This window comes from Pseudomonas veronii (assembly GCF_002028325.1).
Taxonomy (GTDB): Bacteria; Pseudomonadota; Gammaproteobacteria; order Pseudomonadales; family Pseudomonadaceae; genus Aquipseudomonas; species Aquipseudomonas veronii.
Genome location: NZ_CP018420.1, coordinates 254819 through 274329, shown reverse-complemented (window position 1 = coordinate 274329; position 19511 = coordinate 254819). Strand labels below are relative to the sequence as shown.

17 protein-coding genes are annotated in these 19511 nt (G+C 63.3%); 13 read left to right on the top strand and 4 right to left on the bottom strand.

Annotated elements, in window-relative coordinates; all coding sequences use genetic code 11:
• Window positions 1–190: 190 nt before the first annotated feature.
• A complete protein-coding gene (gene epsC / locus PverR02_RS01220; RefSeq protein WP_079442627.1) occupies window positions 191–1117 on the bottom strand; it encodes a serine O-acetyltransferase EpsC in 927 nt (308 codons plus the stop codon).
• A 166-nt stretch (window positions 1118–1283) separates the two neighbouring features.
• On the opposite strand from epsC, the gene PverR02_RS01215 reads away from it, so the two are divergent.
• The 13 genes from PverR02_RS01215 (at window position 1284) to PverR02_RS01150 (ending at window position 13976) form a co-directional block, all read left to right on the top strand.
• Window positions 1284–2279, top strand: coding sequence for a D-cysteine desulfhydrase (locus PverR02_RS01215; protein ID WP_046385058.1), 996 nt, complete (start codon window positions 1284–1286; stop codon window positions 2277–2279).
• Between the two features lie 280 nt (window positions 2280–2559).
• The gene (gene tcyJ, locus PverR02_RS01210; protein ID WP_017848587.1) at window positions 2560–3354 is read left to right on the top strand and encodes a cystine ABC transporter substrate-binding protein; all 795 of its coding nucleotides are present in this window, start codon (window positions 2560–2562) and stop codon (window positions 3352–3354) included.
• Window positions 3354–4019, top strand: a complete 666-nt coding sequence (tcyL, locus tag PverR02_RS01205) for a cystine ABC transporter permease (RefSeq protein WP_017848588.1) — start codon at window positions 3354–3356, stop codon at window positions 4017–4019. Before tcyJ ends, tcyL begins: the two co-directional genes overlap by 1 nt.
• Window positions 4020–4022: 3 nt before the next feature.
• Window positions 4023–4769 (top strand): L-cystine ABC transporter ATP-binding protein TcyN, encoded by a 747-nt coding sequence (gene tcyN / locus PverR02_RS01200; protein ID WP_046385059.1) that lies wholly within the window; start codon window positions 4023–4025, stop codon window positions 4767–4769.
• 306 nt (window positions 4770–5075) lie between these two features.
• Entirely contained in the window at window positions 5076–5840 is a 765-nt protein-coding gene (locus PverR02_RS01195; RefSeq protein ID WP_079442626.1) for a hypothetical protein, read from the top strand.
• 198 nt (window positions 5841–6038) lie between these two features.
• Window positions 6039–7280, top strand: coding sequence for an SfnB family sulfur acquisition oxidoreductase (locus tag PverR02_RS01190; protein ID WP_079442625.1), 1242 nt, complete (start codon window positions 6039–6041; stop codon window positions 7278–7280).
• 41 nt (window positions 7281–7321) lie between these two features.
• Window positions 7322–8515, top strand: a complete 1194-nt coding sequence (locus PverR02_RS01185; protein WP_017848592.1) for an SfnB family sulfur acquisition oxidoreductase — start codon at window positions 7322–7324, stop codon at window positions 8513–8515.
• Entirely contained in the window at window positions 8516–9877 is a 1362-nt protein-coding gene (locus tag PverR02_RS01180) for an LLM class flavin-dependent oxidoreductase (RefSeq protein WP_079442624.1), read from the top strand. It abuts the gene before it with no gap.
• Between the two features lie 110 nt (window positions 9878–9987).
• A complete protein-coding gene (locus PverR02_RS01175) occupies window positions 9988–10797 on the top strand; it encodes a MetQ/NlpA family ABC transporter substrate-binding protein (RefSeq protein WP_079442623.1) in 810 nt (269 codons plus the stop codon).
• Between the two features lie 2 nt (window positions 10798–10799).
• Complete coding sequence (locus PverR02_RS01170; protein ID WP_079442622.1) at window positions 10800–11915, top strand: methionine ABC transporter ATP-binding protein; 1116 nt, start codon at window positions 10800–10802, stop codon at window positions 11913–11915.
• Window positions 11905–12549: a methionine ABC transporter permease gene (locus PverR02_RS01165; RefSeq protein ID WP_010214125.1), complete on the top strand. Its 645-nt coding sequence runs from the start codon at window positions 11905–11907 to the stop codon at window positions 12547–12549. The genes PverR02_RS01170 and PverR02_RS01165 overlap by 11 nt, the downstream gene beginning before the upstream one ends.
• Before the next feature lie 99 nt (window positions 12550–12648).
• Complete coding sequence (locus PverR02_RS01160; protein ID WP_152031980.1) at window positions 12649–12846, top strand: hypothetical protein; 198 nt, start codon at window positions 12649–12651, stop codon at window positions 12844–12846.
• A 503-nt stretch (window positions 12847–13349) separates the two neighbouring features.
• Window positions 13350–13976 (top strand): class I SAM-dependent methyltransferase, encoded by a 627-nt coding sequence (locus tag PverR02_RS01150; RefSeq protein WP_046385066.1) that lies wholly within the window; start codon window positions 13350–13352, stop codon window positions 13974–13976.
• Between the two features lie 118 nt (window positions 13977–14094).
• On the opposite strand, the gene PverR02_RS01145 is transcribed toward PverR02_RS01150, so the two are convergent.
• The 3 genes from PverR02_RS01145 to PverR02_RS01135 are packed head-to-tail and all read right to left on the bottom strand — an operon-like array spanning window position 14095 to window position 19327.
• Window positions 14095–17160, bottom strand: a complete 3066-nt coding sequence (locus tag PverR02_RS01145; RefSeq protein WP_079442620.1) for an efflux RND transporter permease subunit — start codon at window positions 17158–17160, stop codon at window positions 14095–14097.
• Complete coding sequence (locus PverR02_RS01140; RefSeq protein ID WP_079442619.1) at window positions 17157–18227, bottom strand: efflux RND transporter periplasmic adaptor subunit; 1071 nt, start codon at window positions 18225–18227, stop codon at window positions 17157–17159. Before PverR02_RS01140 ends, PverR02_RS01145 begins: the two co-directional genes overlap by 4 nt.
• Window positions 18224–19327: an efflux RND transporter periplasmic adaptor subunit gene (locus PverR02_RS01135; protein WP_079442618.1), complete on the bottom strand. Its 1104-nt coding sequence runs from the start codon at window positions 19325–19327 to the stop codon at window positions 18224–18226. Before PverR02_RS01135 ends, PverR02_RS01140 begins: the two co-directional genes overlap by 4 nt.
• Window positions 19328–19511 lie beyond the last annotated feature (184 nt).

Sequence of the window (19511 nt, the reverse complement as noted above, 5' to 3'; positions counted from 1 at the left end):
GTGATTGAACGAGGCAAATCATCCAGCGGTTGCCGACTCAAACACCGCTCACATTTGAAACGCAGTCACCCTGTGGGAGGGGGCTTGCCCCCGATTGCGGTGGGTCAGCCAGCACATGCATTGAGCGGCCCACCGCAATCGGGAGCAAGCTCCCTCCCACAGGTTTGTGTGTGATGTTTAAGGGCGTGCGCTACTTTTGGGTGCCGTCGTCATGCTGCAGATTTGCCTGCGTGATGTTCGCCCCCACCGGTACGCTGCGGGTCAGCCACACGTTGCCGCCAATGGTCGAGCCCTTGCCGATGGTGATCCGCCCGAGGATCGTCGCCCCGGCATAGATCACCACGTCGTCCTCGACGATCGGATGGCGTGGATGGCCTTTCTGCAACTGCCCGTCCTCATCCGCCGGGAAGCGCTTGGCGCCCAACGTCACCGCCTGGTAGATACGCACGCGCTCGCCGATGATCGCGGTTTCGCCAATCACCACACCCGTGCCGTGGTCGATAAAGAAACTCGGGCCGATCTGCGCGCCGGGGTGTATGTCGATGCCGGTGGCCGAGTGGGCGATCTCCGCGCTGATGCGCGCCAACAACGGCAGGCCGGCGCGGTACAGATGATGGGCCAGGCGATGGTGAATCACCGCCAGTATCCCCGGATAGCACAGCAGCACTTCATCCACACTGCGCGCAGCCGGGTCGCCGTGGTAGGCGGCCAGCACATCGGTGTCCAACAGGCTGCGCAGGGACGGCAAGGCCAGGGCGAAATCCTGGATCAGGCGTATGGCGCGGGCGTCGACATCACTGTCATCCTGGCCGCTCTGGCGCGCGGCGTAGCGCAGTTCCAGGCGCGCTTGGCCGAGCAAGGCATTCAAGGCGACGTCGAGGGTGTGGCCGACGTAGAAATCTTCACTTTCCTCACGCAGGTCCACCGGCCCCAGGCGCATCGGAAACAGCGCGCCGCACAGCGCTTCGAGGATCTGCGCCACGGCCTCGCGCGAAGGCAGCTCGCGACCGCCGTGCTCGCCACTCATGCGGCCATTGCGCGCTCGCCACTGGTCCCGCGCGCTGCGCAGTTGGCTGACAATGGTGGGTAATTGCCAATGACTGGAACGCTCACTCACGGTATTCACTCCTGACAAAATGGCCATCACTTTACGATAGGCACCCCGGCTGCTCTTAAGAACCAATGGTGCAATGCTAAGAACCATCAAGCATAAACGATTGGCGGTTGCCCGATGAAAAGTGCCTGCCTATAGTCGCCCCATCACTTAGCAACCGTGCGTAGCCATGATCAAACAACAGCTCGACCGTTTTAACCGCCTGGAACTGCTGGGCGGCGCCACTGCCCTGGAAAAACTCGAGCGGCTGTCGACCTGGCTGGGCAGGGACATCTACGTCAAGCGCGACGACACCACACCGCTGGCCATGGGTGGCAACAAGCTGCGCAAACTCGAATACCTGGCGGCCGATGCCATCGCCCAGGGTGCCGATACCCTGGTGACCGCCGGGGCCATCCAGTCCAACCACGTGCGCCAGACCGCCGCGCTGGCCGCCAAGCTGGGCTTGGGCTGCGTCGCTCTGCTGGAAAATCCCACCGGCACCGAAGACCCCAACTACCTCGGCAACGGCAACCGTCTGCTGCTGGACCTGTTCGACGCCAAGGTCGAGTTGGTAGAGAACCTCGACAACGCCGACGACCAGCTCAACGCCCTCGCCGATCGCCTGCGCAGCAACGGCAAGAAGCCGTACCTGGTGCCCATCGGCGGCTCCAATGCGCTCGGCGCCCTGGGGTATGTGCGGGCCGGGCTGGAACTGGCCGCGCAGATCGAAGACAGCGGTCTGGAATTCGCCGCCGTGGTCTTGGCCTCGGGCAGTGCGGGCACCCACAGCGGCCTGGCCCTGGCGTTGAGCGAAGTGCTGCCGAACTTGCCGGTCGTCGGCGTTACCGTGTCGCGCACCGACGAAGCCCAACGCCCGAAAGTGCAGGGTCTGGCCGAACGCACCGCCGCGTTGCTCGGTGTGGACATCCCCGAGGCCTTCAAGGTGATCCTGTGGGACGAATACTTCGGCCCGCGTTATGGTGAACCGAACGCCGGCACCCTTTCAGCGGTCAAGCTATTGGCGAGCCAGGAAGGCTTGCTGCTGGACCCGGTCTACACTGGCAAGGCCATGGCCGGCTTGCTGGACGGTATCGGGCGTCAGCGCTTTGAGGATGGCCCGATCATTTTCCTGCATACCGGTGGGGCGCCGGCGTTGTTTGCTTACAACGCCGTATTTAACTGAATAAACAGGGATCAACATGTGGGAGGGGGCTTGCCCCCGATAGCGGTGGGTCAGTGATACATGCATAAGCTGACACGGCCCTATCGGGGGCAAGCCCCCTCCCACAATTGGATTGAGTGCATGTTCAAAAATAGAATATCAATTTAGATTTATATTATTTTCAAGTCTTAAAAACCGGCTTTATCATCGCGCCGTAGGCGAAGACGCGCTACGCGCTTTAAGGCAGGATACGTCTACCGCGTCACCTGCTTCGCTCAACATAACAACACAGGGGCTCTTCATGACTATTTCTGTATTCCGTCGCACATTGCTGGTCGGCACACTGGGCCTGGCCCTCGGCGCTGGTTGGTTGGGCCAGGCCGTGGCCGGCGAACAGTTGGGCAACATCAAGAAAGCCGGTGAGATCAAGATCGGTCTCGAAGGCACTTACCCACCGTTCAGCTTTGTCGACGAAAGCGGCAAGCTCAGCGGTTTCGAGGTCGAGCTGTCGGAGGCGCTGGCCAAGGAGCTGGGCGTCAAGGTCAAACTGCAGGCCACGCCATGGGACGGCATCCTCGCCGCCCTGGAATCCAAGCGCCTGGATGCGGTCGTCAACCAAGTGACCATCTCCGAAGAGCGCAAGAAGAAGTACGACTTCTCCAAGCCTTATACCGTCTCCGGCATCCAGGCCCTGACCCTGGCCAAAAACGTCGACACCATCAAGACCGCCGACGACCTGGCCGGCAAGAAAGTCGGCGTGGGCCTGGGCACCAACTACGAACAATGGCTCAAGGACAATCAGCCCAAAGCCATCATCAAGACCTACAACGATGACCCTACCAAGTTCCAGGACCTGCGCATCGGCCGCATCGACGCGATTCTGATCGACCGCCTCGCCGCACTCGAATACGCCAAGAAAGCCAAGGACACTGCCGCCGCCGGCGACGCCTTCTCCCGCCAGGAAGCCGGTATTGCCCTGCGCAAAGGCGAGCCGGAATTGCTCGAGGCCGTGAACAAGGCGCTCGACAAACTGCGCGCCGACGGCACCTTGAAGAAGCTGTCCGAGAAGTACTTCAACGCTGACGTCACTCAATAATGGAAGCAGGTTTCCAACTCGCGCTGGACTCCGCGCCCTTTCTGCTCAAGGGCGCGTATTTCACGGTAATCCTCAGCCTCGGCGGGATGTTTTTCGGCTTGCTGCTGGGCTTCGGCCTGGCCTTGATGCGCCTGTCGCGCTTCATGCTGCTGCGCGGGGTTGCTCGCGTCTACGTGTCGTTCTTTCGCGGCACGCCCCTGCTGGTGCAACTGTTCCTGATCTACTACGGCTTGCCGCAAGTGGGCATCGAGCTGGACCCGATCCCGGCCGCCATGATCGGCTTCTCGCTGAACATGGCCGCCTACGCCTGTGAAATCCTGCGTGCCGCCATCGCGTCCATCGAGCGCGGCCAGTGGGAAGCCGCGGCCAGTATCGGCATGACCCGCGCGCAGACCCTGCGCCGGGCCATCCTGCCGCAAGCGATGCGTACCGCGTTGCCGCCGCTGGGCAACAGCTTTATTTCGCTGGTCAAGGACACCGCGCTGGCGGCCACCATCCAGGTGCCCGAGCTGTTCCGCCAGGCGCAACTGGTGTCGGCGCGCACCTTCGAAATCTTCACCATGTATCTGTCCGCCGCCCTGATCTACTGGGTCCTGGCAAGCATCCTGGCGCATTTTCAAAATCGTCTGGAAGACCGGGTCAACCGGCATGACCTGGAGTCTTGAAGCATGATCGTGGTTGAAAAACTGACCAAACAATTCAACGGCCAGGTGGTGCTCAACGGCATCGACCTGGAGGTCAAGGAAGGCGAAGTCGTCGCCATCATCGGCCCCAGCGGCTCCGGCAAGACCACTTTCCTGCGCTGCCTGAACTTCCTCGAAACCCCCACCAGCGGTCGCATCAAGGTCGGTGACATCGAGATCGACAGCAGCAAGCCGCTCAACCAGCAACAGGGCCTGGTGCGGCGCCTGCGCCAGCACGTAGGTTTTGTGTTCCAGAACTTCAACCTGTTCCCGCACCGCACCGCGCTGGAAAACGTCATCGAAGGCCCGACCGTGGTCAAGAAGATGCCCCGCGAGGCCGCGACCGCCCTGGGCCGCACGCTGTTGGCGCGGGTCGGCCTGGCCGGCAAGGAAGACGCCTACCCCCGGCGCCTCTCCGGCGGCCAGCAACAGCGCGTGGCGATTGCCCGGGCGTTGGCCATGGAGCCGGAGGTGATCCTGTTCGACGAACCCACCTCGGCCCTCGACCCGGAACTGGTGGGCGAAGTGCTGGCGACCATTCGCAGCCTGGCCGAAGAAAACCGCACCATGGTGATCGTCACCCACGAAATGAGCTTTGCCCGGGATGTCGCCAACCGGGTGATCTTCTTCGACAAAGGGGTGATCGTGGAGCAAGGCGAGGCCAAGGCGTTGTTCGCCAACCCTAGGGAAGAACGCACGAAACAGTTCCTGAGCAAGTTTCTCGCGCATTGACGCGCGCCCACCGGCAGCACAACGCGTGTGGGGGAGCCCGCTCCCGCACACGCCCGGCCTGCCTGGGTAAAACAGCCCCTGCGCCACCTCCGAAATTCCCGCGCCCAGTCAGACCGTTCTGAATCTTCCCAAACCCGCCGTTTAGCCTTTTGCCGCCATTGACGCCCTCCGGCCAACGCTCTTATCTAGCGCCCAGAGGATTGGATCCTATCCCGGCTTTTCACTGAATCGTTCCTTTCGGCCCCCGTCGCGTTCCCGCGCCAAGGGTCCGGAACGATTGCTGCTGGCTGCATCAAGGAGATTACTATGACGCGCACCGCAACCCCGGCCCTGCTCACTGCCCCGACCCTGCCCCAGGCACTTGGCAACGGCATCAACGCCCTGGCCGCCACACAGCTGCACGTCGACATCGCGCCCTACCCCGGCATGGATGAGGGTGACCTGATCGAGCTGTTCTGGAACAACTGCTTTGCCGACTCGCGGCGTGTCACCGCGTGCAAGGTCGGCACCGCCACCCAACTGCGGGTGCCGGAAAGCTTTGTGCAGGACGGCCATGCACGGGTTCACTACCAGGTCATGCAGATCGGCCACGGCCCCGCACGCTCAGCGGTGACCACGGTGCAGGTCAAGACCAACTACCCGGGCGGCCAACCGAGCGCGCTGTACAGCGACGAAAACCAGAACCTCGCCCCTGTGGGCCTGCCCGACATGATTCGTCGCTACGGCGTCAACAGCAGCCAGGTGCGGCGCGGTATTCCGCTGACCATCGAACCCTACCTGAACATGACCCGCGGCGACGCCATCACCCTGCGCTGGGGCGATGCGCGCCTGGACCTGCCGAAAATCCAGGCCCGAGCCGTCGGCATCGCGGTGCAGGTGTGGGTGCCGTCGGCGATCATCATCGAAGCCGGCGACGACAGCCGGCTGGACGTCACGTACTGCATTCTCGATCGGGTGGGCAATAACTCACGCTGGGCGCCGGCCCGCACACTGCGCATCGCCGCCTATGTGCCGGCGACACCGAAGCGCCCTTCCAGCGCCGCGCAGATCTATCAACCGCGTCGCCCCTGAAGCGTGGGTAACGGCCCTTCTATGCATATTCCTAAAAGTTAGTTTATTTAAATATTTAACACGTTTAGGGTATATAAACCGGACCACCGGACATTCCTGATTGTTTTGTTTCCATTTCATTGAATGCGAGGTCGGTATGGTCAGAATTACCCCGGTGCAGAACGCCAGGGCATTACGTGCAGCCAAGGAGCGGCGCTGATGTCTAACTTGGCTCTAACACCCCCCCAGAGTGATCTGGACGTCGCCCCCCTGCTGTTGCCGGCCGTTGTGCTGCGCAACGATGCCCAAGCGCTGAGCGCGGCCCATGAGTTGGCCCAGGCCGCGCGCGTACAGGCCGCCAAGCGCGACCAGCAGCGCAAGCTGCCCTGGGCGCAGATCGAGCAATTCACCCGCAGTGGTCTGGGCAGTATTTCCATTCCCCGCGAGTACGGCGGCCCGCAGGTGTCGTTCACCACCCTGGCCGAAGTCTTCGCGATCATCAGCGCGGCCGACCCGGCCCTCGGGCAGATCCCGCAGAACCATTTCGGCATCCTGCACCTGCTGCAGGGCGCGGCCACCGAGCGCCAGAAAAAACAGCTGTTCCAGAGCGTGCTCGACGGCTGGCGCATCGGTAACGGCGGCCCGGAGCGCGGCACAAAAAACACCCTGGAGCTCAAGGCGCGGATCAGCGCCGAAGGCGACGGTTACGTGATCAGCGGCCAGAAGTTCTACTCCACCGGCGCCCTGTTCGCCCATTGGGTCGCGGTGAAGGCGCTGAACGACGACGGCAAGCAGGTCATGGCGTTTGTGCGCCGTGGCACGCAAGGGCTGCGCATCGTCGACGACTGGTCCGGCTTCGGCCAACGCACCACCGCCAGCGGCACCGTGCTGCTCGACCGGGTGCCGGTGGACGCAGAGCTGGTGGTCGAAAACTGGCGTCTCGGCCAACGCCCGAATATCCAGGGCGCGGTCTCGCAATTGATCCAGGCAGCCATCGATGCCGGCATTGCCCGTGGCGCGCTGGATGACACCATTGCGTTCGTCCGCGAGCGCTCACGCCCGTGGATCGACGCCAAGGTCGAACGCGCCAGCGATGACCTGTATGTGATCGCCGACATCGGCAAATTGAAGATCGAACTGCACGCCGCCGAAGCCCTCCTGCGCAAGGCCGGCCAGGTGCTGGACCAGGTCAGCGCCGCGCCGATCACCGCGCAGTCCGCCGCACGCGCCTCGATTGCCGTGGCCGAGGCCAAGGTGTTGACCACCGAAGTGTCGCTGCTGGCCAGCGAAAAACTCTTCGAACTGGCCGGCAGCCGCGCCACCCTCGCCGAATTCAACCTCGACCGCCACTGGCGCAATGCCCGGGTCCACACCCTGCACGACCCGGTGCGCTGGAAGTATCACGCGGTGGGCGCTTATCGCCTGAACGGCACATTGCCGGCTCGTCACTCCTGGATCTAACCGCCCAGAACACTTTTTCCACGCGCTTCTGGAGAACACCGATGACTTTATCTACCCACGTCGCGCTCATCACCAGCGACGAACAAGCCCTGATTATCGCCAGCGACCTGGCTGAAGACCTGCGCCGCGACAGCGCCCAGCGCGACCGCGAGCGCCGCCTGCCGCTGCCCGAACTGGACGTATTTTCGCGCTCCGGCCTGTGGGGCATCAGCGTGCCGAAAGCCTACGGCGGCGCTGGCGTGTCCAACGTCACCCTGGCCAAGGTCATCGCGCTGATCGCCCAGGCCGACGCCTCGCTGGGCCAGATCCCGCAAAACCATTTCTACGCCCTCGAAGTGCTGCGCGTGAACGGCAGCCCCGCGCAGCAACAACGCCTGTACGCCGAGGTGCTGGCCGGCCAGCGCTTCGGCAACGCCCTGGCGGAACTGGGCACCAAGACCGCCCACGACCGCGTGACCCGCCTCACCCGCGACGGCGACGGTTTTCGGATCAATGGCCGCAAGTTCTACGCCACCGGCGCGATCTACGCGCAACGCATCCCGACCTCCGTGGTGGACGAGAACGGCATCCAGCACCTGGCCTTCGTGCCCCGCGACAGCGCGGGCCTGACGGTGATCGACGACTGGAGCGGCTTCGGCCAGCGCACCACCGGCAGCGGTTCGGTGGTGTTCGACAACGTGCGGGTCGCAGCGCACGACGTGCTCCCGTTCCAGAGCGCCTTCGAACGCCCGACCACCGTCGGCCCGCTGGCGCAGATCCTCCACGCCGCCATCGACACCGGCATCGCCCGCGCCGCCTTCGAGGACGCGCTGCACTTTGTACGCACCAAGACCCGCCCGTGGATCGACTCCGGCAGCGACAAGGCCAGCGAAGACCCGCTGACGCTGAAGAGCTTCGGCCACTTGAGCATTCGCCTGCACGCCGCCGAAGCCTTGCTGGAGCGCGCAGGCGAGTTTCTCGACCGCGCCCAGGCCGACAGCCACGCCGAGACCGTGGCCGCCGCCTCGATCGCGGTCGCCGAAGCACGCGCCCTGAGCACCGAAATTTCCCTGGCGGCCGGCAGCACCCTGTTCGAACTGGCCGGCAGCCAGGCGACCCTGGCCGAGCACGGCCTCGATCGCCACTGGCGCAACGCCCGCGTGCATACCCTGCACGACCCGGTGCGCTGGAAGTACCACGCCGTGGGTAATTACTACCTCAACGATGAAAAACCGCCACTGCGGGGGACCATCTGAATGGCGAAGAAAAAAATCCTGCTCAATGCCTTCAACATGAACTGCATCGGGCATATCAATCACGGCTTGTGGACGCACCCGCGGGACACGTCCACCCAGTACAAAACCCTCGAGTATTGGACCGACCTGGCGCGAACCCTGGAGCGCGGGCTGTTCGACGGGTTGTTCATTGCCGATATCGTCGGCGTCTACGACGTGTACCAGGACGCCATCGACGTGCCGCTCAAAGAGTCGATCCAACTGCCGGTCAACGACCCGTTGCTGCTGCTCTCGGCCATGGCCGCCGTGACCCAACACCTCGGTTTCGGCCTGACCGCCAACCTGACCTACGAGCCGCCGTATCTGTTCGCCCGGCGCATGTCCACGCTCGACCACCTGAGCCGTGGTCGGGTCGGCTGGAACATCGTCACCGGCTACCTCGACAGCGCCGCCAAGGCCATGGGCCTGACCGAACAGGTCGAACATGACCGACGCTACGACCAGGCCGATGAGTATCTGCAGGTGCTCTACAAACTCTGGGAAGGCAGCTGGGAAGACGACGCCGTGCTCAACGATCCGCAGGCGCGGGTGTATGCGCAGCCGGGCAAGGTGCACAAAGTCGAGCACCACGGTGAGTTCTACCAGGTGGAGGGTTATCACCTGTGCGAACCGTCGCCGCAACGCACACCGCTGCTGTTCCAGGCTGGCACTTCGGCGCGTGGCCTGGTGTTCGCCGGGCGGCATGCCGAGTGCGTGTTCATCAGCGGGCGGGACAAGGCCAGCACCCGGCTCCAGGTGGACAAGGTGCGCGCCAGCGCCGTGGCGGCCGGGCGCAACCCGCACGACATCAAGGTGTTCATGGGCCTCAACGTGATCGTCGGCGCCACCGAGGCGCTGGCCTGGGCCAAGCATGCCGAGTACCTGAGCTATGCCAGCGCGGAAGCCGGCGTGGCGCATTTCTCGGCGTCCACGGCGATCGATTTTTCCCAGTACGCCCTCGACGAACCGATCCAGTACGTGAAGAGCAACGCGATCCAGTCCGCCACCCAGCACCTGCAGAACAACGATTGGACCCGCCGCAAATTGCTCGAGCAGCACGCCCTCGGCGGGCGCTACATCACCGTGGTCGGTTCGCCCGAGCAAGTGGCGGACGAGCTGGAATCCTGGGTCGCTGAAACCGGGCTGGATGGCTTCAACCTCACGCGCATCGTCACCCCGGAAAGCTATGTGGACTTCATCGACCTGGTGGTGCCGGAGTTGCAGCGGCGCGGGTCGTACAAGACCGCTTACGAGAGCGGAACGCTGCGGGAAAAAGTCTTCCACGGCGGCGCCCGCTTACCCGAACAACACACCGGCTCCACCTACCGCCACGGCCCCCTGTAGGAGCGAGCTCGCTCGCGAAGATCGTCAACGATAACGCGGGGCCTCTGATACCCCGCAGCGCCCTCAAGTTTTTCGCGAGCAAGCTCGCTCCTACACATTGGAAACTACCTATGAAAAAGACCCTGTTGTCCCACCCAGTCAAAGCCCTGGCCCTGGCCTTCGGGTTGTTCAGTTCGACGCTGTTCGCCGCCGACGCGCCGCTGAAAGTCGGCACCACCGCGGCCTTCGCAATTCCCCTGGAAGCCGCCGTGGCCGAGGCCGGCAAGCAAGGCTTGAACGTCGAGCTGGTGGAGTTCACCGACTGGATCGCGCCCAACGTCAGCCTGGCCGCCGGCGATATCGACGTGAACTACTTCCAGCACATCCCCTTCCTGGAAAACGCCAAGGCCGCCGCCGGGTTTGATCTGGTGCCGTATGCGCCGGGCATCATCAACAACGTCGGGCTGTATTCGAAAAAATACAAAAGCTTCAACGACCTGCCCCAAGGCGCCAGCGTGGCGATTGCCAACGACCCGATCAACAGCGGGCGCGGCCTGCAACTGCTGGCCAAGGCGGGGCTGATCACGCTCAAGCCGGGCGTGGGTTACAAGGCCACCGAAGAAGACATCATCGCCAACCCGAAGCAGCTCAAGATCCTGCAAGTCGAGGCCGTGCAGTTGGTGCGCGCCTATGACGATGCGGATCTGGTGCAGGGTTATCCGGCGTATATCCGCCTGTCCAAGACCTTCGATGCCGAGTCGGCGCTGCTGTTCGACGGCCTCGACCACCCGGAATACGTGATCCAGTTCGTGATCCAGCCGAAAGCCAAAACCGACCCGCGGGTGATCAAGTTCGTCGACCTCTACCAGCACTCGCCGGTGGTGCGCGCCGCCCTGGATAAATCCCTCGGCAAGCTCTACCAAGTCGGCTGGGAAGGTTGAACATGACGGCCGCCAACATCCAACTGCGCGACCTGGGCACACCACCCAGGAACGCCGAGCAGACTGAACTGCATCCGCACCTCAACCGCGCCCATGTGCGTTTTATCAACCTGGGCAAGACCTACGACGGCACGGTACACGCGCTGCAAGGCATCGACCTGGCCATCCAGCGCGGCGAAGTGTTCGGCATCATTGGCCGCAGCGGCGCCGGCAAGTCGTCGCTGATCCGCACCATCAACCGCCTGGAACAACCCAGCAGCGGGCGCGTGCTGATCGATCAGGTCGACATCGGCGCGTTCGACGAAGACCGCCTGGTGGCGCTGCGGCGGCGCATCGGCATGATCTTCCAGCACTTCAACCTGATGTCGGCCAAGACCGTGTGGCAGAACGTCGAGTTGCCGCTCAAAGTCGCCGGCGTCCCCAAGTTGCAGCGCGAGCAGAAGGTGCGTGAACTGCTGGAGCTGGTGAGCCTGAAGGACAAGCACAAGGCCTACCCGGCGCAACTCTCCGGCGGGCAGAAACAGCGCGTGGGCATCGCCCGTTCGCTGGTCCACGACCCAGAGATTCTGCTGTGCGACGAGGCCACCTCGGCCCTCGACCCGGAGACCACCCAATCGATCCTCGGCCTGCTGCGCGAGATCAACCAACGGCTGGGCCTGACCATCGTGTTGATCACCCATGAGATGGCGGTGATTCGCGAGATCTGCGACCGCGTGGTGGTGCTCGAACACGGGCGCATCGTCGAGCAAGGCCCGGTGTGGGAAGTGTTTGGCAACCCGCAGCATGAGGTCAGCCGAACCCTGCTGGCGCCGCTGCAACACGGCCTGGCGGAAGAACTGCAAAGCCGCCTGCAACCCACGCCGGCCTCGGCTGACGCCGCGCTGGTACTGCGCTTGCAGTTCAGCGGCAGCGCCACCGATGAACCCGACCTGGCCGCGCTGTTCGGCGCCCTCGGCGGGCGCGTGCGCTTGCTGCAAGGCGGCGTGGAACGGATTCAGGGGCATGCCCTGGGGCAATTGCTGCTGGCGGTGAATGGCTCGCCCCATGACCCCGACACACTGCGCAGCCGCGCCGGGCATTGGGCACAACAGGTGGAGGTGTTGGGTTATGTGGTTTGATCGTTTAGTGCAGGGCGCCATCGACACGCTGTTGATGGTCGGCGTGTCGTCGCTGATCGCGTTGCTGGTGGGGATTCCGCTGGCGGTGTTCCTGGTCACCAGCGACAAGGGCGGCATCTACCAGGCTCCGGCGCTGAACCGGGTGCTGGGGGCGTTCGTCAATCTGTTCCGCTCGATTCCGTTTCTGATCCTGATGGTGGCGCTGATCCCGTTCACCCGGCTGATCGTCGGCACCACCTACGGCGTGTGGGCGGCGGTAGTGCCGCTGACCATCGCCGCGACGCCGTTCTTTGCGCGCATCGCCGAAGTGAGCCTGCGCGAAGTCGACCACGGCTTGATCGAAGCCGCACAAGCCATGGGCTGCCGGCGCTGGCACATCATCTGGCACGTACTGTTGCCCGAAGCGCTACCGGGGATCGTCGGCGGGTTCACCATCACCCTGGTGACCATGATCAACTCGTCGGCCATGGCTGGGGCGATTGGTGCAGGTGGGTTGGGGGATATTGCCTACCGCTATGGTTATCAGCGCTTTGATACGCAGATCATGCTCACGGTGATTGTGCTGCTGGTGCTGCTGGTGGCGGTGATTCAGCTGGGCGGAGACCGCTTGGCGCGGGGGCTGAACAAGCGCTGAGCACTCGTTTGTACCTGTCAAGGTTGACAGTTGTTGGAGGGGGTTTTCGCGGGTTTAATTGGCTCGACACTGTCTGCGACGGATCAGGGAGCGAATGCCATGTCCACTATAACCACCTGCGCCAGGTGCGCCACGCTGGTGTTAGCACTGGCCGCCGTCACGCTTGGCGATGCAGCGGCAATTCCGCTTCACGGGCAATATTCAACAACTACCGTTAACAACTCCTTCACGTTCAACAAAGGAGCGATCTTTAACTGGGGTAATAATGTGTTTACACAGAAGCTCCAATACAAATAGACACTGACTGACATGTAGTGTGAGTGGACTCCCCCCCCTTACTCATCACTGTGATTAATTCACAAAGCGCGGGGGCTGAACACGCGCTGAGCACTCGTTTGGACCTGTCAAGGTTGACAGTTGTTGGAGGGGGGTTATGCAGGTTTAATCGGCTCGACACCGTTTGCGACGAATCAAGGAGCGAATACCATGTCTACTATAACCACCTGCGCCAGGTGCGCGACGCTGGTGTTGGCGCTGGCCGCCGTCACGCTTGGCGATGCAGCGGCAACTCCGCTTCACCGGCAAAATTCAACAACTACCGTTAACAACATCCCCCAACCCAAATACAGTTACATCTTGATGACCTCTTTACGGAGTCTACAAATCCTATCCAATGAGTCGTACTACTCCGTAAATTTCACTGATTAATTCAAGCGCAGTCATCAAATGAAGAGCCGTCTCAGGGGGCAGTCAACTGGACATGGGATATAGTCAGCACTTCACCTCCAAAGCGCCTCCCCATGAAACTCGCCCCCGACGACCTCAACCAGATCACCGCCACTACCCTCGACCACTACAACAGCGTGGCCGAGGACTTCCGTGAAGGCACCCGCGATCACGATGTGAGCCAGAACATCGACGCGCTGCTGCGGCATATCCAGGGCGCGGCGCCGTTTACCGTGCTGGACTTCGGCTGCGGGCCGGGGCGGGATTTGCAGACCTTTACGCGCATGGGCCACATCGCCGTGGGCCTCGACGGCTCCGAGCGCTTTGCGCAGATGGCGCGCGAAGACAGCGGCTGCGAGGTGCTGCAGCAGGACTTCCTGAAGCTGGACCTACCCAACGCACGCTTCGACGGGATCTTTGCCAATGCGGTGCTGTTTCACATTCCCAAGCAGGAACTGCCGCGTGTGCTCAAGCAGCTGCATGGCGCGCTGAAACCGGGCGGGGTGTTGTTCAGTTCCAATCCACGCGGTGACAACCGCGAAGGCTGGAATGGGCCGCGATATGGGTCTTATCACGACTTGGAAGCGTGGCAATCGTTGCTGACCGCCGCCGGTTTTGTGGAACTGGAGCACTACTATCGCCCAGCCGGACTACCCCGCGAGCAGCAGCCCTGGTTGGCCAGCGTCTGGCGCAAAACCTGAATAACCGCCTGACAATACATTCCAAATGTGGGAGGGGGCTTGCTCCCGATAGCGCTGGGTCAGTCAAAGTTGCGCCAACTGAAGTACCGCTATCGGGAGCAAGCCCCCTCCCACCTTTTTAACCGCGTTCTTCCTGATGTTCCGGCTTCGGCTCGCGAATCTTGTACCAGGCCACATACAGCGCCGGCAGGAACAACAGCGTCAGCAGCGTGGCAATGATGATCCCGCCGATCATCGCGTAGGCCATCGGCCCCCAGAACACTTCCCGCGCAATCGGGATCATGCCCAGGCTCGCCGCAGCCGCCGTCAGCAGGATCGGCCGGCGCCGGTGTTCGGTGGCTTGCACCACCGCATCCCACGGCGTGTAGCCGGCCAGTTCATATTCCTCGATTTGCGTCACCAGGATCACCGAGTTGCGGATGATGATGCCGATCAGCGCCAGAATGCCAAGGATCGCCACGAAGCCCATGGGCGTGCCGGTGGGGACCAGCGCCAGCACCACGCCGATCAACCCCAGCGGCGCGACGCTGGCCACCAGGAACATCTTCTGCACGCTGTGCAGCTGGATCATCAGGAAGGTCGCCATCAAAAACAGCATCAACGGCACCACGCTGGCAATCGGGCCCTGGGCCTTGCCGCTTTCTTCCACGGTGCCGCCGGTGGCGACCTTGTAGCCCACCGGCAGGCCGGCGTTGAACGCATCGATCTCGGGCTTGAGCTGCTTGACCAGATCGGTCGGCTGCATCGCGTCGCGCACCGCCACCTTGAGGGTGATGGTCGGCTTGCGGTCGCGGCGCCACACCAGCGGTTGCTCCAGCTCATAACGCACAGTGGCGAAAGCCAGCAGCGGAATCGAGACGCCGTTGGGCGTGACGATCTGCAGGTTCTGCAAGGTTTCCGGCGTGCCGCGCTCGGCATCTTCGGCGCGGCCGACCACGTCGATCAGGTAGATATCGTCATGCACCTGAGTCACCGACACGCCACTGACCACGCTGTTCATCAACTGCGCCACGTCTTCGGAAGACAAGCCCAACTGCCGCGCCTTGTCCTGGGCAATCTCGATGCGCAGGACTTTGCCCGGTTCGTTCCAGTCGTAAATGATCTCACCCAGGTGGCGGTTCTTGTCCAGCAAGGTCGCCAGTTCGATGGCGTGCTTGCGCACCTGGTCAGTGTCTTTGCCGGAGACGCGGTACTGGATCGGCCGCCCCACCGGCGGGCCCATCTCCAGCGGCTGCACAAAGCTGCCGACGCCGACGAAATCCTCACGCAGGCGTTTTTGCAGGCGCGCGATCAACTCGCCGCGCGCCTTCAGGCCCTTGCTGACGATCACCAACTGCGCGTAGTAAGGGTTTTCCAGTTGTTGGTCGAGGGGCAGGTAGAAACGGATCGCGCCCTGGCCGATGTAAGTGCTCCAGCGCTCGATATCCGGGTCGTCCTTGATGATCGCTTCGAGGCGGTCGACGGCTTTGCGGGTTTCGTTGATCGAGGCGTTTTGCGGCAGGTTGAGGTCGACGAGGATCTCCGGACGGTCCGACGACGGGAAGAACTGGTTCTGCACAAACTGCATGGAAAACACCGACGCCGCGAACAGCGCCACGGTGATGCCGATGGCCCACCAGCGGTTGCGCATGGCCCACAGCATGCCGCCATTGAAAGCGCGGCCGATGCGCCCCGGTTCGGCACTGTGGGGTTTCACGTTGGCGCTGAGGATATGCACGCCGATCACCGGCGCAAACAGCACCGCCACCACCCACGACACCAACATCGCCACGGCAATCACCGCGAACAGGGTGAAGGTGTACTCGCCCGCCGAACTGGCGTTGAGGCCGATCGGCACAAACCCGGCCACGGTCACCAGGGTGCCGGTGAGCATCGGGAACGCGGTGGAGGTGTAGGCGTAGGTCGCCGCCTGCGCCTTGGTTTCGCCTTTTTCCAGGCGCGTGATCATCATCTCCACGGTGATCATCGCGTCGTCCACCAGCAAACCGAGCGCGATGATCAGCGCTCCCAGGGACACGCGCTGCATGGTGATGCCGCTGTATTCCATGAACACGAACACCAGCGCCAGCACCAGCGGGATCGAGCACGCCACCACCAGCCCGGCACGCAGGCCGAGGCTGATAAAGCTCACCACCAGCACGATGATCACCGCTTCGAACAGCGCGCTGGTGAAGCCGCCGACGGCCTCTTGCACCACTTCCGCCTGATCGGAGACCTTGTAGACGCCGACCCCCACCGGCAGGTCGGCGGTCAGTTCGTCCATGCGCGTGTGCAGGGCCTCGCCGAACGACTGGATATTGCCGCCCTTCTGCATCGCGATCGCCAAACCGATCGCCGGCTTGCCGTTGAAACGGAACATTGGCGTCGCCGGGTCAACGTAGCCACGGCTGATGTCGGCGACGTCCGCCAGGCGATAGAAGCGGTCGTTGAGACGCAGGTTGACGTTGGCCAGGTCTTTTTCCGAGGCGAACTGCCCGGACGTCCGCACGGAAATGCGCTCCGGCCCGGCTTCGATCACCCCGGCCGGGGTCACTGCGTTCTGCGCCTGCAGGCTCTGCACCACCTGGCGTTGGTCGATCCCCAGGGCCGCGAGTTTGCGCGTGGAGAAATTCAGGTAAATCACTTCGTCCTGCTGGCCGATCAGCTCGACCTTGCCCAGGCCCGGCACCGCACGGATCTCGGCGCGCGCCTGCTCCACGTAGTCGCGCAGCTGGCGCATCGACAGGCCGTCGCTGGTAAAGGCGTACACCGAGCCGAACACGTCACCGAACTCATCGTTGAACGACGGCCCCTGCAAGCCCTGGGGGAAGCTGCCGCGAATATCGTCGATCTTCTTGCGCACCTGGTACCAGATCTCGGGGATCGCCTTGGCGCTGGTGGTGTCCTTGAGGTACACGAACACCGTGGACTCACCGGGCCGGGTGTAGCTGTTCACGTAGTCGAGGGCGTCGAGTTCTTCGAGTTTTTTCTCGATGCGGTCGGTCACCTGTTTGAGCGTTTCTTCCTGGGTCGCGCCCGGCCAGCGGGTCTGGATCACCATGGTTTTGATGGTGAACGAAGGGTCTTCCTCGCGGCCCAGGTTCTCGTAGGAAAACACGCCCATCAGCAGCGCGACGAACATCAGGTACCAGACGAAGGACTGATGCTTGAGGGCCCATTCGGATAAGTTGAAACTCCCTTTCATCGCGGGCTGTCCTCGTCGATCTTGACTGTTTGCCCCGGTTGCAGGCTGTTCACACCGGCGACGATGATGCGCTCACCGGGCTTGACCCCGCCGTTGAGCAAAACGCTGTCGGCGTCACGACTGAGCACCGTGACTTCACGCGGCTGCACGGTCCGGCTTTGGGTGTCCAGCAGCCAGATCCGCGTTTTGCCGTCGATTTGCTGCAAGGCGCTCAACGGCAGTTCGATGCGCGGTGGGATGGCCGAGCTCAAGGTCACGCTGATCGCCGTACCCAGCAGAAAGGCCGCCGGCGTGTCGGCCAGGGTCAGGCGCGCGCGACGGGTGCGCGTGGCGCTCTGGGCCTGGGGCTCGATTTCGCGCACGGTGGCGGTGGTGTTCACGCTGGGGTCGAGTTGCCCGGCGACGAGGAACACCACATCAGGCGGCAGACGCTCGGCGAGGCCGGCGGGCAGGTCGATCACCGCCTCCTTGATGTCCGGGCGCGCCAGGGTCACCACTTGCTGGCCCGCGCTGACCACCTGGCCGGCCTCGGCGTTCCAGGCGGTAACGATGCCGCCATGGTCGGTACGCAATCGGGCGTAGTTGAGCTGGTCCTTGGCCTGGTTGACCGAGGCCTGCGCCTGGTCGAGGCTGGCCTGGGTGGTTTTCAGGCCGGTCTGGGCTGCGTCCAACTGGGCCTGGGCGCCGACGCCACGGTTGAACAACGCCTGCTGGCGACGGGCGCTGGCCTGGGCGTTGATGAACTGCGCCTGCACGCGGGCGAGGTCGCCTTGGACCGCGCGCAGTTGGTTTTGCTGGTCGGTGGGGTCGAGTACGGCGAGTACCGCGCCCTTCTCCACCTCGGCGCCGACATCCACGGTGCGGTGGGCGATGCGCCCGGGCACGCGGAATCCCAGGTTGCTTTCGTAGCGCGCCTGGATGGTGCCGGCGAAACGGCCGAGGGTTTCCTGGTCTTCGGCTTTCACTTCCATGGACAACACCGGGCGCACGGGCTCGGGTGGCGGGTCGTTCTTGGAGCAGGCCAGCAGCAACAGGCTGGCCGCGAGCAGGCCGGTCAGGCGCATCATGGTTGCACTCCTTGGGCCTGGGCCGAGTCGGGCGGCTGGGCGATTTCGACGCGCATGCCGGGGTGCAGCAATTGCCCGCCGGCCACCACGACTTTTTCACCGCCCTGCAGACCGTCACTGATGATCACCTTGCCGGTGAGGTAACGCGCCACACTGACCTTGCGCAGTTGCGCCAGGCCGTCGCCATCCACCAGCCACACGGCGGGGTCGCTGAGGTCTTTGGTCAGCGCCGACCATGGCAGCTCGATGCTGGGCTTGGCCGGGCCGTTGGCGGTAGCGCTGACCACCGAGCCCAGATGCATGCCCGCGGGCAGGGCCTCCAGAGCGATTTTGACTTGCACCGTGCCGGTATTGGCAGCGACGGCCGGGGTAACTTCGCGGACGTGGCCCTGGACCTTGATACTGGGGTTATCCAACAGGCTCACCGTGATCGGCGCATCGGCCGGCGGTTCCACCAGCAACGACTCGTACACGTCGAATACCGCGTCGCGCTCGCCCTCGCGGGCCAGGCTGAAGATCGGCACGGTGGCCTGCACCACCTGGCCCACTTCAGCCTGGCGCGCAGTAATCACCCCGGGGGCCTCGGCGAACAGCGCGGTGTAGCCCAGTTGCTCGCGGGCATTGGCCAGTTGCGCCTGGGCGGCGGCCAGGGCGCTTTGGCTGCTGCGCAACGCGGCCTGGGCAGTGTCGTATTCGCTGCGGCTGGTGTAGCCCTTGGGCAGGAGTTTTTCCTGGCGCACGAACGCGGCGGAGGTCTGCTTGACCCGCGCCTGCTCGGCCACGACCTGGGCCTGGGCGGAGTCGACACTGCTCTGCAAGTCCTTGGGGTCGAGCTTGGCCAGCACTTGCTTGGCGCTGACATGGTCGCCCACATCGACCATGCGCTGAATGATCTTGCCCCCCACGCGAAAGGACAGATCGGTTTGCACCCGCGCCCGGATATCGCCGGTCAGCGTGACGGCCACTGCGTAGTCAGTCGGCTGCACGGTCTGCACGAACACCCGCGCATGCTGCTTGGGCTCGGCTTTTTCCTGGCCGCAGCCGCTCAGCAGCGCCAACAGGCCAAGTGCGAAAATAACTGTCGAAGGGTGACCGCCCATGCAGGCTCCTTTACGTGATGCCAACTTGCCGGAGTGTAGGCGACTACGACCTTTTAGCAGGGTTCCATGTGCATGGATGGCGCCCAACGCCAATGGTTCCGAAGCCAAACGAATGCCCACGCTCAAGACGCCGGGTAGCCCGGCCTTTATTGGCATAAACCGTCGATTTTTGATACCGAAATAT

Coding starts and splice junctions, on each gene's coding strand:
- PverR02_RS01135 (WP_079442618.1), bottom strand. CDS start 19,327: ATGGGCGGTCACCCTTCGACAGTTATTTTCGCACTTGGCCTGTTGGCG.
- PverR02_RS01180 (WP_079442624.1), top strand. CDS start 8,516: ATGGCGAAGAAAAAAATCCTGCTCAATGCCTTCAACATGAACTGCATC.
- PverR02_RS01215 (WP_046385058.1), top strand. CDS start 1,284: ATGATCAAACAACAGCTCGACCGTTTTAACCGCCTGGAACTGCTGGGC.
- PverR02_RS01190 (WP_079442625.1), top strand. CDS start 6,039: ATGTCTAACTTGGCTCTAACACCCCCCCAGAGTGATCTGGACGTCGCC.
- tcyJ (WP_017848587.1), top strand. CDS start 2,560: ATGACTATTTCTGTATTCCGTCGCACATTGCTGGTCGGCACACTGGGC.
- PverR02_RS01145 (WP_079442620.1), bottom strand. CDS start 17,160: ATGAAAGGGAGTTTCAACTTATCCGAATGGGCCCTCAAGCATCAGTCC.
- PverR02_RS01140 (WP_079442619.1), bottom strand. CDS start 18,227: ATGATGCGCCTGACCGGCCTGCTCGCGGCCAGCCTGTTGCTGCTGGCC.
- PverR02_RS01160 (WP_152031980.1), top strand. CDS start 12,649: ATGTCCACTATAACCACCTGCGCCAGGTGCGCCACGCTGGTGTTAGCA.
- PverR02_RS01185 (WP_017848592.1), top strand. CDS start 7,322: ATGACTTTATCTACCCACGTCGCGCTCATCACCAGCGACGAACAAGCC.
- PverR02_RS01175 (WP_079442623.1), top strand. CDS start 9,988: ATGAAAAAGACCCTGTTGTCCCACCCAGTCAAAGCCCTGGCCCTGGCC.
- PverR02_RS01165 (WP_010214125.1), top strand. CDS start 11,905: ATGTGGTTTGATCGTTTAGTGCAGGGCGCCATCGACACGCTGTTGATG.
- tcyL (WP_017848588.1), top strand. CDS start 3,354: ATGGAAGCAGGTTTCCAACTCGCGCTGGACTCCGCGCCCTTTCTGCTC.
- tcyN (WP_046385059.1), top strand. CDS start 4,023: ATGATCGTGGTTGAAAAACTGACCAAACAATTCAACGGCCAGGTGGTG.
- PverR02_RS01170 (WP_079442622.1), top strand. CDS start 10,800: ATGACGGCCGCCAACATCCAACTGCGCGACCTGGGCACACCACCCAGG.
- PverR02_RS01195 (WP_079442626.1), top strand. CDS start 5,076: ATGACGCGCACCGCAACCCCGGCCCTGCTCACTGCCCCGACCCTGCCC.
- PverR02_RS01150 (WP_046385066.1), top strand. CDS start 13,350: ATGAAACTCGCCCCCGACGACCTCAACCAGATCACCGCCACTACCCTC.